Genomic DNA, 12,953 nt, shown 5'->3' with positions numbered 1-12,953 from the left:
TGTTCCCTTCCCCGCGCGTACGTGCACGCGCACGCACACGTCGGCGCTTCGTCCGTCCACTCCAGCCGGGAGGCACGTTGAGTACCCGTACCACCACCGGGGTCACCCACTACCACGTCCAGAAACGCCGCCGGGCCGAGTTCATCGAGCGATGGCGGGACAACCACCGCACCGTCGTGGCCCTGGATGACGTGACGATGCACCCCACCGCACGGGGCAGCCGGGTCGGTGTCTACACCGGCGCCGACGGCGACCGCCCCACCCGCACCATGGACGCCCTCGCCCACGAGTTCGAGCCGGGGACGACGACCACCGTGCACCGGCACTCCTGGGACGCCATGGTGTTCGTCGTCGCCGGGCACGGCTGGACCGAGATCGACGGCGAGCGCGTCGACTGGGGCCCCGGCGACGCCCTCCACCTGCCCGCCTGGTCCTGGCACCGCAGCGGCAACGACGGCGGCACGACGGCGCGTTACCTGACCTTCTCCAGCGAACCGCTGCTGGAGACGATGGGCATGGCCGTCATCGAGGACGCGGGGCACACCCCCGTCGCCGAACTGCCGCCGCGCCCGCCGTACTCCCCCGGCCACGACGGCGCCGACCCGTACGCCGCCCGCCTGCGCCGGCTCGCCCGCGACCAGGAGGCCCGCCGCTCCGGTCGGCTGCACACCGCCTGGGACGAGCTGGAGCTGCGCAACACCCCACGCGGCACCCGCACCACCTTCCTCCTGGACCGGGCCATCGGCTACCAGGCGTCCGGCATCACGATGGCGATGTTCGAGATCGGCCCGGGCCGCGCCCAGTCGATGCACCGCCACCCGGGCGAGGCGTGGCTGTACGTCGTGGAGGGCAGCGGCGAGAGCTACCTGGGCACCGAACCCGAGGGCGGGGAGCGGCACCCCTGGAAGAAGGGCGACATCATCGTCGTCGACCACTTCCTGTGGCACCAGCACGTCAACACCGATCCGGAGCGGACGGCGAAGGTCGTACGGATCCACATGTTCGACAGCCTGCTGGAGACGATGCGGGCGCTGTGCGATCCGCTGGTCCTCTTCGAGGAGCCGCCGGACCACATCCGCGACGCGCAGGCCGGCGACCCCTCGACCGTCGAATGGCCGGCGCTCGAACGCCCCACCTGGCCGTGAGAGGGGAGCGCACGCGGTGACCACCGCACTGCCGCACGGCGTGGCCGGGATCCACGCCCTGCCCGCCGACCACCACGACGGGCCGTGGGACTCCGTGATCACCGACCCGCGGGTCAAGGAGCGGCTGCTCGCGACCGCCGTCCTCGTGCTCCGGCACGGGCGGCGGCTCGCGGGCTCCCCCGTGGCCCCGCACGGTCTCGTGGTGCTCGCCGGTCCTCCGGGCACGGGCAAGACGACGCTCGCGCAGGGCGTCGCCCAGGCCGCGGCCCGGACGCTCGCGCCGCACGGCGCGACCACCCTGGTGGAGGTCGATCCGCACGCTTTCCCCAGCGAACTGCTCGGCGAGAGCCAGCGGGCGGTGTCCCGGCTCTTCCACGACACCCTGCCCGAGCTGGCGGCCCGCCGGCCGCACACCGTGGTGCTCGTCGACGAGGTCGAGGCCCTCGCGGTGCGCCGGCACGCCGCGTCCTTCGACACCAATCCGGTGGACGTGCACCGCGCCACCGACGCCGTCCTCAGCGGCCTGGACGCGCTGCGGGCCCGGCGTCCCGGGACGCTGCTGGTGGTGACGACCAACTTCGCCGAGGCGGTGGACGACGCCTTCCTGTCGCGGGCCGACCTGGTCGTGCGCACCGCGCTGCCGGACGCGTCGGTGGTGCCGCTCATCGTGGCCGATTCGCTGCGCGCACTGGCCGCGCAGTGGCCCGAGTTGCGGCCGCTGGCCGAGGATCCGGCGGTGCACGCGCGGGTGGGCAAGCTGCTGACGGGCCTGGACGGGCGGCGGATCCGCAAGACCGTGCACGGCGCGCTCGCGCTGCGCCTGGAGACGGCGCGTGACCCCGCCTCGCTGCGCGTCGAGGACCTGCTCGCCGCCGCGGAGGAGGCGGCCGCCGGGACGGAGGCGGGGCCGGCGCGGCGCCCCTGAGCCGCGCTCCCGGGGGTACGGGATTCAGGCCGGCGTCGCCGGGGGTTCCCCCCGCTCTACCCGGCGTTCACCCGGGCGGAGGAGTGTGCCGGAGTCCGTGCATACACCACCCGTCCGGGAGAGCCGCCGTGTGCCAGCCTGGATCAGGTGAACACCTTCACGAAGCGTCCCCGACCCCGACCCCGCACAGGACGGGCGTCGGGACGTCCGGCCTGGGCCGCCGGGCCCTGCTGATGGCGAGCGGGATCGCCGGCGGGGCGGGCACCCTGACGCTCGCGCCCGTCACCTTCGCCGAGGCGGCCGAGGCCGGTACGTCCGAGGGCGGCGAGGTCACCAAGGTGATCACCGGTCACCTCGGCACCGGAGTGGCCGACTTCGTGTACCTGCCGGTCGAGGTCCCCCGCGGCGTCCACCGGATCTCGGTCTCGTACACCTACGACAAGCCGTCGGTGCCGGCCGGCACGCCGGGCAACTCCTGCGACATCGGCGTCTTCGACGAGCGCGGCACCGCGCTGGGCGGCCGGGGCTTCCGCGGCTGGTCGGGCGGGGCGCGCACGTCGTTCGTCGTCAACAGCGACAGCACCACGCCCGGTTACCTGCCGGGGCCGGTGAACCAGGGCCTGTGGCACATCGTGCTGGGCCCGTACCAGGTCGTCCCGCAGGGCATGGAGTACTCGGTGAGCGTGACCCTGCGGTACGGCGCACCAGGGGCGCCCTTCGTGCCGTCCTATCCCGCCGAGCGTGCCAAGGGCCGCGGCCGGGCCTGGTACCGGGGCGACGCGCACCTGCACACCGTGCACTCCGACGGGAAGCGGCTGCCGTCGGAGGTGGCGGCCGGGGCACGGCAGGCGGGCCTGGACTTCATCGTCTCCACCGACCACAACACCTCCTCGGCGCACGGCGTGTGGGGCGAGTACGCGGGACCCGACCTGCTGATCGTCACCGGCGAGGAGGTCACCACCCGCAACGGCCACTGGCTGGCGCTGGGCCTGGAGCCGGGCACGTGGATCGACTGGCGCTACCGGGCCCGCGACGACGCGTTCTCCCGCTTCGCCCGCCAGGTCCACCGCCAGGGCGGACTCGTCGTCCCTGCCCACCCGTACTGCCCGTACGTGGCCTGCCAGTGGAAGTTCGGCTACGAGGACGCCGACGCGGTCGAAGTGTGGAACGGCCCCTGGACCTACGACGACGAGTCGGCGGTCGACACCTGGGACGCCATGCTCGGCACCGCGATGCGCACCGGGAACGACTGGCTGCCGGCGGTCGGCAACAGCGATGCCCACAGCGTCCCGCAGGTCATCGGCCTGCCGCAGACGGTGGTGTACGCCGAGGACCTCAACCGCAGGGCCGTGCTGACCGGCATCCGTGAGGGCCGGACGTACGTCGCCGAGTCGTCCTCGGTAACCCTCGCCTTCACCGCCACCGGCGGCGGCCGGCAGGCCGGCATCGCGCAGACGCTGGGGCTCCGCGCGGACGCGCCGGTCGACGTGCGCCTGGAGGTCTCCGGCGTCCCGAACGGCACCGTCCGGTTCATCACCGACGAGGGCCAGATGCACCAGGAGTCGCTGGACGCGAGCGGGTCGGGCACGGTCGTCTGGCGCACCACCGCCTCGCTGGCCGCGTACGTGCGGGCCGAGGTGCGCCACCCCAAGGCCGACGGCACGCCCGGCAAGGGCAACACGATGGCCCCCGACCTGCAGTGGGGTGCCATGGCCGCGCTGACCAACCCCATCATCCTGCGCCTGAAGGACTGACGTTCGGGCGCTCCGGCCCCGTGACCGCCCCGGCCCGCACCGCCTCCTGCTCGGTGCGGGGCCGGGGCCGTCGTGCGTGGTGAGCGGCGGTCAGTCCCGCTGCGCCGCGGTGTGACCGGGGGTGTACCCGGGGGCGTCCTCGAGGAAGTGGACCGTGTCGTAGCCGAGGTGCTTGAACACCCGGTTCTGCGCCGACAGCAGCCGCAGCGGCGTACCGTCGTGGGCGAAGAGCTGGCAGACGTGGTTCTGCGGCACGTACAGGGTGTCGCCCTTGGTGATCTCGTGCCGGGTGGGTTCGAGGGCGACGCGGGCGTAGTACTTCTCGGCGATCTCGGCCTCGACCTCCCACTGGAGGGCGTAGCCGCCGCCGTCGAGGACGTAGAGGACCTCGTCGGCCATCTTCCAGTACCTGCCGGAGCGGCCGCCCTCGGGGATGTCGAGCTCGAAGGCGTCGACGGAGAAGATACGGGCGTCGGTGCGCTCGGGCGAGGACATCACCCGGACCCTGCCGAGCGGGGTGTCCTCCCAGACGGTGTCCGCGAGACCGATGACCTTCTTGCGGTCCGCGACGCCCGGGGTCCAGATCCGGGACCAGTCCTCGCGGGGGCCGAACTCGGCCTCGCGCTCGACCGGGCCGCTGCGGCCCTGCTGCAGCAGGCCCATGAACATCCAGGTGCTCTTGGCCTTCACGACGAGGGCGGTGGCGGTCTCGTCGTAGGGGTTGAAGTGGCGGTGGACGGAGTCGGTGTGGACGAAGACCAGATCGTCCTCGCTCCAGTCGTACCGCTGGTCGTCGTGGATCTCGTAGCCGCGGCCCTGGAGGATGTAGAAGGCGGCCTCGTTCTGGTGGCCGTGCCCGTGGTTGCTGGACCGCGGGGGGAGTTCGACGAAGTGCACCTGGATCGTCTGGGTCAGGAACTCCTCGTCGCCGGGACCGACCCGCCACCAGGTGCGGGACTGTTCGCTGTCGCCGGAGTGGCCCACCTTCGCGTCGTCGACGACGACGGAGTCGTCGCGGACCCGCTTGACGGCGAGCTGTTGCCGGCGGAACTCGCCGAGTCCGTACGTCTGCGAGGTCAGACCGCGGACGAAGACTCGTCCCTTCTTGCCCATGGATCCTCCTGTGATGACAGCGCTCCAATGGCCTAACCATAATACCTGTGAGCCAAGCCAGACCAGTGCCCCGGCGGATCCGGCCCAGGACCCCCGGGCACACGAAAGCGCCCCGGACCCTCCCTCAGGTCCGGGGCGCTTCCCCGCCGGTGCCGCCCGTCCGGGCCGCGCGGCGGTCAGCCGTCGCCGTCCTCCTTCACGCGGGACGCCGTCCGCTCCAGATGGGTGCGCATGATCCGGCCCGCCGCCTCCAGGTCGCGCGCCGCGACCGCATCGACGAACTCGCGGTGCTCCTTGGAGCCCCGCCTGCCCATGGCCGGCTCGACGGACTGCGCCTCGCGCAGGCTCATCAGCAGCGGCCCGTGGAAGGACTGCACGAGCATCTCGATCGCCGGGTTGTGCGTCGCGGCCGCGACCCGGCTGTGGAAGGCCGCGGAGAGCTCCATGGAGTACTCGCCCCGCTTGAGGGCCTCGGCGTGCTGGTCGCACATCGCGCGGAGCTCGGCGATGTCCTCGTCCGTGGCGCGCTCGACGATCAGCGGGACGATCCCCAGCTCGAAGACCAGCCGCGCCTCGGTGACCTGGGCGGCGGTCAGCGGCGAGAGGCTCAGCAGGTCGGCGAGGCCCTCGCTCACCCGGCGCGAGGTCGGCGCGGTCACGAAGGTGCCGCCGCGGGCGCCGACGCGGATCTCGACGAGCCCGCTCGCCTCCAGGATGCGCAGCGCCTCGCGCACGGTCACGCGGCTGACACCGAAGTGCACGCACAGTTCGCGTTCGCTGGGCAGCCGGTCGCCGGGCTTGAGCCGTTCCTCCTTCAGCAGGAGGCGGATCTGCTCGACGATCACCTGGGAGACGCGGCTGGAGGAGACCGTCTTGAACAGGTCGTCGGGCACGGGGATCGGCCTGGCGGACGTCCCCTCGGCGGTCACGGCGTCCGGAGACTGGCTGGGTCGCGATGGCATGAGCGCATTCTCCCACGGTGAACGGCCTTGTTGACGGCTTCCCGACTAACGGATTAACGTCATACCAAAATACCAATGAACCGAGAGGGACGCCCATGACCGGGACGGACGATGAGTGAGCGGCCGGCGTCCTCCTTCGAGGCGCTGCGCGAGCGGGTGGCCGAGGCGTGCCGCGTCCTGGCCGTGACCGGCCTGGTGGAGCACATCCTCGGCCACGTGAGCGCCCGCACCGGGCCGGAGGCCTTCCTCGTGCGCGGCCGCGGCCCGCAGGAGCGCGGACTCGCGTTCACCGTCGTCGAGGACGTCCAGGAGGTCGGCCTCGACGGCACCGGCAAGGTCCCCGACGGCTGGACGGCGCCCGGCGAACTGCCCATCCACAGCGAGGTGATGCGGGCCCGAACCGAGGTCACCGCCGTCGTCCACGCCCATCCGCCCGCGGTCGTCGCCGCGTCGGTCGCCGGGCTCCCCTGGCTCCCGGTCATCGGCTCCTACGACATCCCCGCCGCACGGCTCGCCCACGACGGCATCCCCGTCTGGCCCCGCTCGGCGCTGGTGCGCCGCCGTGACCTCGCCGAGCAGATGACCGGCGCCCTCGGGGACCGACCGGTCGTGGTCCTGCGGGGGCACGGGCTGGTCTCCGTCGGCACCGGCGATCCCGCCCATGCCGTCGCGGCCGCCGTCACGCAGGCCCTGGCCGTGGACGCGCTGGCGAGGACGAGCCTGGCCGTCGCCGCCACCGGCGCCCCGCTGCGGGCGATCCCCGACGAGGACCTGGCCGAACTGCCCGACCTCGGGCCGTCGTTCAACGTCTCGGCCATGTGGCGCCATCTGGCGGCACGCGCCGCCCACGAAGGACCCCCGGTGCCCTTGCGGCCCTGACGACCGGAGGATCATGCTCGTCCTCGACAACCAGGTGACCGCCGCCGTGCTGACCATGCCCGACGTCGTCCGCGCGCTGGAGGACTCCTACCGGGACCTGGCCACCGGCGACGGCGTGTGCCGGCCCCGGATCGACCTCCGCCTGCCGGTCGACGACCGCCGGGTCTACCAGTGGGGCACGATGGAGGGCGGCTCCGCCCGCACCGGCTACGTCGCCATCCGCATGAAGTCCGACGTGCTCCTGGAGACCGGCACCGGCGACCGCCGCACCCAGGAGAAGTACTGCGTGCGCCCGGGGCGCTTCTGCGGTCTGGTGCTGCTCCTCGACGCGCGCACCGGCGAACCGCTCGCCCTGCTCAACGACGGCCTCCTGCAGCACCTCCGGGTGGGCGCCGACTCGGCCGTCGGCGCCCGGTTCGCCGCCCGTGCGGACGCCCGCGTCCTGGGCCTGTTCGGCTCGGGCGGCATGGCGCGCAGCCACGTCGAGGCCTTCCTCACCGTGCGCCCCCTGGAGCGCGTCCAGGTGTACAGCCCGACCCGGGCCCACCGCGAGCGCTTCGCCGCCGAGATGCGCGAGCGGCACGGCCTGGACGTCGTCGCCGTCGACGGCCCCGGGGCGGTGTACGAGGGCGCGGACATCGTCGCCGGCTGCACCGATGCGGTCGGGGAGGTCGTCCACGGCCGCGAACTGCGCCCCGGCACCCACGTCACCTGCATCGGCGGCCGCCTCGACGCGCGGGCCCGCGAACGCTTCGACGTCTGGCTGCGGCTCGGCACCGCGGGCGCCCCCGAGGACCTCCCCGCCTGGGCCACCGAAGAGGAGTACGTGGCCTACCGGGCCCGCCCCGGCGCCCCGGTCTGGGAGCTCCACTCCCACGGGAAGGGCTCCCGCCGGCCGCCGCGGGGTGCCCGCGTGGTGCTCCTCGACGACGTCCTCACGGGCCGCGCCCACGCCCGGGACGACGACGAGCAGGTGACGTTCTCCGAGCGCGGCAACATCCAGGGCGCGCAGTTCCACGCCGTCGCATCCGTCGTCTACGAACGCGCCCGCGAACGCGGGCTCGGCCACGAGATACCCATCGCCTGGCTGCTGCAGGACATCCGTGACTGAGGTCTTGACCGAGGGCGGCGCGGCCGCCGGGCGGTGCTCCAGGCTCGCGCCATGGCGATCTCCTACGAGTGGCGGGGCGACTTCGCCAACGCGGCCCTCGACGCTCTCCACTCGGAGGGTTTCGACGACCGGAGCCCGGATGTCGACTGGCTGTCCCGCGTCCACCACCACAGTCTCGGATGGGTCTGCGCACGGCACGAGGGCGACCTCGTCGGCTTCGTGAACGTCGCCTGGGACGGCGGCCTCCACGCGTTCATCCTGGACACGGTGGTCGCAGCGCACTCCCGCCGCTCGGGGATCGGGGCCGGACTGGTGGCCGAGGCGGCCCGGCAGGCCCGCGCGGCCGCATGCGCATGGCTGCACGTCGACTTCGAGGACGACCTGCGGTCGTTCTACCTCGACGCCTGCGGGTTCAGGCCCACAGCCGCAGGCCTCGTCGCCCTCTGAGGTGATACCACCGCGGGCACGCCGCGGAGCGGTCAGTAGCCGGGGAAGAGCGCGCGCAGGTCGTCCAGGGTGACGCCGTCGCGCGCTGTCACGGCGTCCCGGGGGCGGTTGCGGCCGTAGACGAGGCGGAGCACGGCCTCGGACGGTCCGGACACCGCTCCCGAGGGTTCGGCCCCCTCGCAGGGGAGGATGTGCAGCTCGGAGCCGAGGGCCAGGCACAGGGTGCGAGCGGGGTCGGTGAGTTCCACCGCGATCTGGCGCGGGCCGAGCCGGGTGAGGGTGTCCCCGTCGCGGCTGCGCGAGGCGACCATGTCGACCCGGTCCCACAGCAGCGCCACCTCCGGTGCCGGGATGGCGGCGGCCTCGTCCAGACCCACCTCCACGTCCCAGGTGTGCACGGACTGCTCGGACAGCCAGTAGCCGGTGAAGTCCGTGAAGCCGACCGGACCGGTGAAGTACGGCACCGTCACCGACGCGCGCACCCCGGCGTCGAAGGAGTCCAGCAGCCGCAGCAAGTCCGATTCCGCCTGGTGCCACGCGTCGCGCTGCGCGACCGGCCTCAGGGGGATCCACCGCTCGTACACGTCGGTGATGTCCTCCCGGGAGGGCCTGGTGAGGTCCCCGGTGAGACCGCGGCGCACGGCCGCGGTGCACAACTCGGCCCCCGTGCCCAGGTGGACCAGCACCTGCGCGATGCTCCACCCCTCGGCGAACGAGGGCCGGAGCAGTTCCTCGCCGGTGAGGCCGCCGACCGTGGCGCCCAGGCGCCGCGAGACCGTGTGCATCGCCGCCAGTCGGACGTCGGCGGTGTCCATGGACTTCCTCCTCACGAGGTCGCTCCGTACGGCCGGGAGGTCGTGCGCCCCCTTCTCCCAGGCAACCTCGCGCGTCCCCCGATCCCAAGCGGGTGGCCATGCGCGCCCCCGAAGGACGCCATAAGCAGCGCTTCTGCCGGTTCGTGGCAGGGGCGCGGACGGCATGGTGCGATGGTCGCATGGACATGCGGGAGCTGCGCGCGTACGTCGCGGTGGTCGAGGAGGGGGCGCTGTCGGCGGCGGCACGCCGGCTGCACCTGAGCCAGCCGGCCCTGTCCCAGACCATCGGCGGACTGGAACGGCACCTCGGGGTGAAGCTGCTCGTGCGCAGCAGCACCGGGGTGCGGCCGACGGACGCGGGGGCAACCCTGTTGGGGGAGGCGCGGGCCGTGATCGCCCGGCACGAACAGGCGGTGCGGGCGATGGCGCGGCACACGGGCGTGGGCGGCGGGGTGCTCCGGATCGGCATCCCGCTCGAACTGCCGACGGGACTGCTCGTCGCCCCGCTCGCGGAACTGGCCGAGGAGTTCCCGGAGACCCTGGTGCAGGCCCGGCACATGTCCACGGCGGAGCAGCTCGCCGCGCTGCAGGCCGGGGAGCTGGACGTGGCGCTGCTGCGGGAGCGGCCCGCCGGGCCCGGGTTCGACGCCCAGCTCGTCGTCCGTGAGCGGCTGGGCGTGCTGCTCGCCGCCGAACAGGCCGCGGAGCTGGCCGGTCCGGACGGCATCGCGCTGGAGGCCCTCGCGGGCCTGCCGTGGGTGGGCTTCCCGCGTTCCGGCAGCCCCGCCTGGTACGACGAGCTGACGGCGATCCTGCGCAGTCACGGTCTCGACCTGGGCCCCGACGCCCCCGAGGGCCAGAAGCTGATCGCCGAGGTGAAGCTGGCCGCCGTCAGCGCGGGCCACGCCTTCGCGCTGGCGCCGCCGGACTGGGCGCAGCCGATCCCGGAGAACGTCGCGTGGTCGCCCCTGGTGGGCCACCCGCTGATCCGGCGGACGTGGGCGGTGTGGCCGGCCACCTCCCGGCGGCGCGACCTGGGGCGGCTGATCGCCGCGTTCGAGCAGCCCGCCGGCGCCTGAGGGCCGCGCGCGGGGGCACGGCCCTCAGGGTGCGGCGACGCCGCCGACGGAGGTCAGACCGCCGTGCGCCCGCCGTCCACGGGCAGCACCACGCCGTGCACGAAGCTCGCCGCGTCACTGGCCAGATAGGCGATGGCCTCGGCGATCTCCTCCGGTGCCGCGGGCCGCCCGGCCGGCGCCTGGGACGCGAGCGCCACGAGGTCCTCCCCCATCCCGGAGGTGCCCTCGGTCCGGGTCGGCCCCGGCTCCACCGCGTTCACCCGGACCCCGCGCGGTCCGTACTCGGCGGCCCACGACTTGGTGAGCAGGTTCAGGGCCGCCTTGCTCGACCCGTACAGCGCCATGCCCGCCGCGCCGTAGTCGGCGACCATGGTGCTGACGTTGACGATCGCGCCGCGGCCGCGCCCGGCCATCGCGGGCGCGAGTTCGGCGACCAGGTAGAAGGGCGCCTTGACGTTGAGGGCGTAGACGGTGTCGACGTCGCTCTCCGGTGTCCGCTCGGTCGGCCCGAACGGGTAGACGCCCGCGTTGTTCACCAGGATGTCGACCCTGCCCCCGCCGAGCTCCACCGCCTCGCGGGCGAGCGCCCGGACCGACCGGGCGTCCCCCAGATCGCCCGCGACGAAGTCGGCCTTCCCGCCGCGCCCCCTGATCGCGGCGACCACGGCCTCACCCCGTCCGCCGTCACGGCCGGAGACCAGTACGTGCGCGCCCCGCCCGGCGAGCGTCACCGCGGTCGCCGCGCCGATCCCGCTGGTCGCCCCGGTCACGAGGGCGACGTCGCCGCCCAGGTCTGCAGAAGTCATGTTCCAACCCTGTTCTCTTCACCGAGCGCTCTGTGCGCCGTGCCGAATTCCGGAGATCACGTCGCGCCTCGAGGGCGCGTTGTGATCGCCTGGAAGAGCACGGGGAGAACACCGGCGATTCCGGGGCGCCCATCGGCGGATGCTATGACCGGCATCATCGCCGCCTACTGCGCTGTTTCCGCCGCCGGGCGCCGAGTTGGCCGGTGCCTCGGCGCCGCTCTCATGAGCATCGACGTACAGGGGCTGATCAACACCGTCGCCCCCGCCCTGCGGCACGGCATCGGGGCCGCCCGACCCGCTCGACGCGATCCACACCCACCCCACGTCGACGGGGGCCTTCAACGGCGCGCCGGCGACGGTCGTCCGTTCCTGGCGTCCACCACGAGTGGGGGCCCGGGGTTCACAAGGTGGCGTCGAGATCCTCGGCGTAGTACGCGACGGCCTGCCGGTAGCGTGCGATGTCCGGGTCGGAGCTGCTGTCCGCCAGCAGCGTCAGCAGGAGCCGCATGGCCTCGCGGTGTCCCCCGGTGTTGTACAGGGCCATCGCCAGGAAGGTCCGCAGCGCGCCGTCGTGCGGGAAGTCGATGAGGGCCACGCGTAGCAGGCGGACGGCCTCGTCGTACCGCCCGAGGATCCGGTAGGTACTGCCCAGGCCCAGCAGCGCGCCGCGCCGGTCGTCCTCCGACAGCCCCGTGCCGCGCAGGGCCTGCTCGTAGAAGGGGACCGCCTCCGCCTCCAGGCCCAGTACGTCGTGCGCCCACGCCGCCTGGTAGGCCACCTCCGCGTCCCCCGGGAACCGCTCCGCGAGGGCGACCAGCCGCTCCCTCGCCGCCTCCGCCTCCCCGCGCTCGCGCAGCCCCACCGCGGCCGCCAGCAGTTCGTCCCGCCCGTGATCGTTCTCGTTCATGCGCACATCCTGGCAGCCCCGCGCCGCCGCGATGCACGACCCCGGCACCAGCGACTATCTGAAGGAATACGCCCGTTGTCGACCGGTTGCTTCGCTTCTGACGTCAAGTCACGGAAAGCCCGGCTCCGGTTCACCCGGAATGGTTTGATACCTCGCAAGTCGTCGGCGGGGGGCCGGAAACCGGCACAGGCAGGCGGGGCGGCGCATGGTCCACGCTCCCGGCGGGCGGAGGGTCCCGGAACCCACCTTCCACAAAGGGCGCAATTCCGACGCTGGGCGACCCGGTGCCCCTGACGGCACCGTGACCTCGGCCCCGATGTAACGTCCTGCTCCCGCCGCGCGCGTGACCCGCGCGCGGCCCCGTCCCAACAGGGGGGATTCCCATGACCAAGCACGTCCGTATCGGCGTGGCCGCGTTCGCCGCGGCCTGCGCGACCGCCGTCCTCATACCGGTCCAGGCGCACGCCGCGGAGTACAGCTCCGCCCTCAAGATCCGCGGGGCGCAGTACGACGCGCCCGGGCGGGACTCCAACAACTGCTCCTCCGGCAACACCCGCGCGGAGTACCTGACGATCAAGAACTACTCGGCCTCGGCGACGGTCAACCTCAAGGGCTACGTCGTCAAGGACGCCACGGGCAACCGCTTCGTCTTCACGGCGAACCACTACCTCCAGCCCGGCGACTACGTGAAGCTGCGCGGCGGCCACGGCACGGACTCCGACAAGAACAACGTGGTCTACCGCGCCAACTGCAACTTCATGTGGAACAACGACCGCGACACGGTCTACCTCTACAAGCCCTCCGGCAGCCGCTCCGACGTCCACGCGTACACCAAGCGCGGCTCCGACGCGGACGGCGACGGCTACATCCGCTTCCACAGCTGAGGCGCGGCCACCCCGGCCCGTGCCCATTCCCGGTTCACGCCGCCCCGGCGGCGCGGCGTGAGGCCCGGCGGCGGGGGGGGGGGGGGGGGCCCCCAGACCCGGGCACGGCGGGGGGGGGGAGGAAGC

Annotated in this window: 13 protein-coding genes; 8 read left to right on the top strand and 5 right to left on the bottom strand. The window is 73.3% G+C overall.

What is annotated here, in order from left to right; all coding sequences use genetic code 11:
- Positions 1–77: 77 nt before the first annotated feature.
- The 3 genes from ACFV3E_RS20365 (at position 78) to ACFV3E_RS20355 (ending at position 3,824) form a co-directional block, all read left to right on the top strand.
- Positions 78–1,145, top strand: a complete 1,068-nt coding sequence (locus tag ACFV3E_RS20365; protein ID WP_500535877.1) for a cupin domain-containing protein — start codon at positions 78–80, stop codon at positions 1,143–1,145.
- Between the two features lie 16 nt (positions 1,146–1,161).
- Positions 1,162–2,070, top strand: coding sequence for an AAA family ATPase (locus tag ACFV3E_RS20360; protein ID WP_500535876.1), 909 nt, complete (start codon positions 1,162–1,164; stop codon positions 2,068–2,070).
- 233 nt (positions 2,071–2,303) lie between these two features.
- The gene (locus tag ACFV3E_RS20355) at positions 2,304–3,824 is read left to right on the top strand and encodes a CehA/McbA family metallohydrolase (protein ID WP_500535875.1); all 1,521 of its coding nucleotides are present in this window, start codon (positions 2,304–2,306) and stop codon (positions 3,822–3,824) included.
- 90 nt (positions 3,825–3,914) lie between these two features.
- On the opposite strand, the gene ACFV3E_RS20350 is transcribed toward ACFV3E_RS20355, so the two are convergent.
- Together ACFV3E_RS20350 and ACFV3E_RS20345 are read right to left on the bottom strand one after the other, a co-directional pair.
- Positions 3,915–4,937: a cupin domain-containing protein gene (locus ACFV3E_RS20350; RefSeq protein ID WP_500535874.1), complete on the bottom strand. Its 1,023-nt coding sequence runs from the start codon at positions 4,935–4,937 to the stop codon at positions 3,915–3,917.
- Between the two features lie 176 nt (positions 4,938–5,113).
- Positions 5,114–5,899: a FadR/GntR family transcriptional regulator gene (locus ACFV3E_RS20345; RefSeq protein WP_500535873.1), complete on the bottom strand. Its 786-nt coding sequence runs from the start codon at positions 5,897–5,899 to the stop codon at positions 5,114–5,116.
- A gap of 111 nt (positions 5,900–6,010) precedes the next feature.
- Between ACFV3E_RS20345 and phtC the strand changes: the two genes are divergently transcribed.
- Genes phtC through ACFV3E_RS20330 form a run of 3 tightly spaced genes read left to right on the top strand, consistent with a single transcriptional unit; the run spans position 6,011 to position 8,336 of the window.
- Positions 6,011–6,778, top strand: a complete 768-nt coding sequence (gene phtC, locus ACFV3E_RS20340) for a 3,4-dihydroxyphthalate decarboxylase (protein WP_500535872.1) — start codon at positions 6,011–6,013, stop codon at positions 6,776–6,778.
- 13 nt (positions 6,779–6,791) lie between these two features.
- The gene (locus tag ACFV3E_RS20335; RefSeq protein WP_500535871.1) at positions 6,792–7,889 is read left to right on the top strand and encodes a hypothetical protein; all 1,098 of its coding nucleotides are present in this window, start codon (positions 6,792–6,794) and stop codon (positions 7,887–7,889) included.
- A 51-nt stretch (positions 7,890–7,940) separates the two neighbouring features.
- On the top strand, positions 7,941–8,336 hold the full coding sequence (locus ACFV3E_RS20330; RefSeq protein WP_500535870.1) for a GNAT family N-acetyltransferase: 396 nt from the start codon (positions 7,941–7,943) through the stop codon (positions 8,334–8,336).
- 32 nt (positions 8,337–8,368) lie between these two features.
- Here ACFV3E_RS20330 and ACFV3E_RS20325 read toward each other — a convergent pair whose 3' ends face one another.
- A complete protein-coding gene (locus ACFV3E_RS20325) occupies positions 8,369–9,151 on the bottom strand; it encodes a maleylpyruvate isomerase N-terminal domain-containing protein (protein WP_500535869.1) in 783 nt (260 codons plus the stop codon).
- A 179-nt stretch (positions 9,152–9,330) separates the two neighbouring features.
- Between ACFV3E_RS20325 and ACFV3E_RS20320 the strand changes: the two genes are divergently transcribed.
- Positions 9,331–10,230 (top strand): LysR family transcriptional regulator, encoded by a 900-nt coding sequence (locus ACFV3E_RS20320; RefSeq protein WP_500535868.1) that lies wholly within the window; start codon positions 9,331–9,333, stop codon positions 10,228–10,230.
- Positions 10,231–10,283: 53 nt separating this feature from the next.
- Here ACFV3E_RS20320 and ACFV3E_RS20315 read toward each other — a convergent pair whose 3' ends face one another.
- Positions 10,284–11,036, bottom strand: a complete 753-nt coding sequence (locus tag ACFV3E_RS20315) for an SDR family NAD(P)-dependent oxidoreductase (RefSeq protein WP_500535867.1) — start codon at positions 11,034–11,036, stop codon at positions 10,284–10,286.
- Positions 11,037–11,436: 400 nt separating this feature from the next.
- Positions 11,437–11,943: a tetratricopeptide repeat protein gene (locus ACFV3E_RS20310; protein ID WP_499509355.1), complete on the bottom strand. Its 507-nt coding sequence runs from the start codon at positions 11,941–11,943 to the stop codon at positions 11,437–11,439.
- 383 nt (positions 11,944–12,326) lie between these two features.
- On the opposite strand from ACFV3E_RS20310, the gene ACFV3E_RS20305 reads away from it, so the two are divergent.
- On the top strand, positions 12,327–12,827 hold the full coding sequence (locus ACFV3E_RS20305; RefSeq protein WP_500535866.1) for a lamin tail domain-containing protein: 501 nt from the start codon (positions 12,327–12,329) through the stop codon (positions 12,825–12,827).
- Positions 12,828–12,953: the final 126 nt, after the last annotated feature.

Origin of the sequence: Streptomyces sp. NPDC059718 (assembly GCF_042733315.1) — a bacterium.
Classification (GTDB): domain Bacteria; phylum Actinomycetota; class Actinomycetes; order Streptomycetales; family Streptomycetaceae; genus Actinacidiphila.
Note: the sequence above shows the minus strand (reverse complement) of the source record. Positions and strands in the feature narration are given on the sequence as shown.

Excerpts from the sequence above, each read along its gene's own strand:
- ACFV3E_RS20315 (WP_500535867.1), bottom strand. The coding sequence starts at position 11,036 with ATGACTTCTGCAGACCTGGGCGGCGACGTCGCCCTCGTGACCGGGGCG.
- ACFV3E_RS20320 (WP_500535868.1), top strand. The coding sequence starts at position 9,331 with ATGGACATGCGGGAGCTGCGCGCGTACGTCGCGGTGGTCGAGGAGGGG.
- ACFV3E_RS20330 (WP_500535870.1), top strand. The coding sequence starts at position 7,941 with ATGGCGATCTCCTACGAGTGGCGGGGCGACTTCGCCAACGCGGCCCTC.
- ACFV3E_RS20310 (WP_499509355.1), bottom strand. The coding sequence starts at position 11,943 with ATGAACGAGAACGATCACGGGCGGGACGAACTGCTGGCGGCCGCGGTG.
- ACFV3E_RS20325 (WP_500535869.1), bottom strand. The coding sequence starts at position 9,151 with ATGGACACCGCCGACGTCCGACTGGCGGCGATGCACACGGTCTCGCGG.
- ACFV3E_RS20335 (WP_500535871.1), top strand. The coding sequence starts at position 6,792 with ATGCTCGTCCTCGACAACCAGGTGACCGCCGCCGTGCTGACCATGCCC.
- ACFV3E_RS20350 (WP_500535874.1), bottom strand. The coding sequence starts at position 4,937 with ATGGGCAAGAAGGGACGAGTCTTCGTCCGCGGTCTGACCTCGCAGACG.
- phtC (WP_500535872.1), top strand. The coding sequence starts at position 6,011 with ATGAGTGAGCGGCCGGCGTCCTCCTTCGAGGCGCTGCGCGAGCGGGTG.
- ACFV3E_RS20355 (WP_500535875.1), top strand. The coding sequence starts at position 2,304 with ATGGCGAGCGGGATCGCCGGCGGGGCGGGCACCCTGACGCTCGCGCCC.
- ACFV3E_RS20345 (WP_500535873.1), bottom strand. The coding sequence starts at position 5,899 with ATGCCATCGCGACCCAGCCAGTCTCCGGACGCCGTGACCGCCGAGGGG.
- ACFV3E_RS20305 (WP_500535866.1), top strand. The coding sequence starts at position 12,327 with ATGACCAAGCACGTCCGTATCGGCGTGGCCGCGTTCGCCGCGGCCTGC.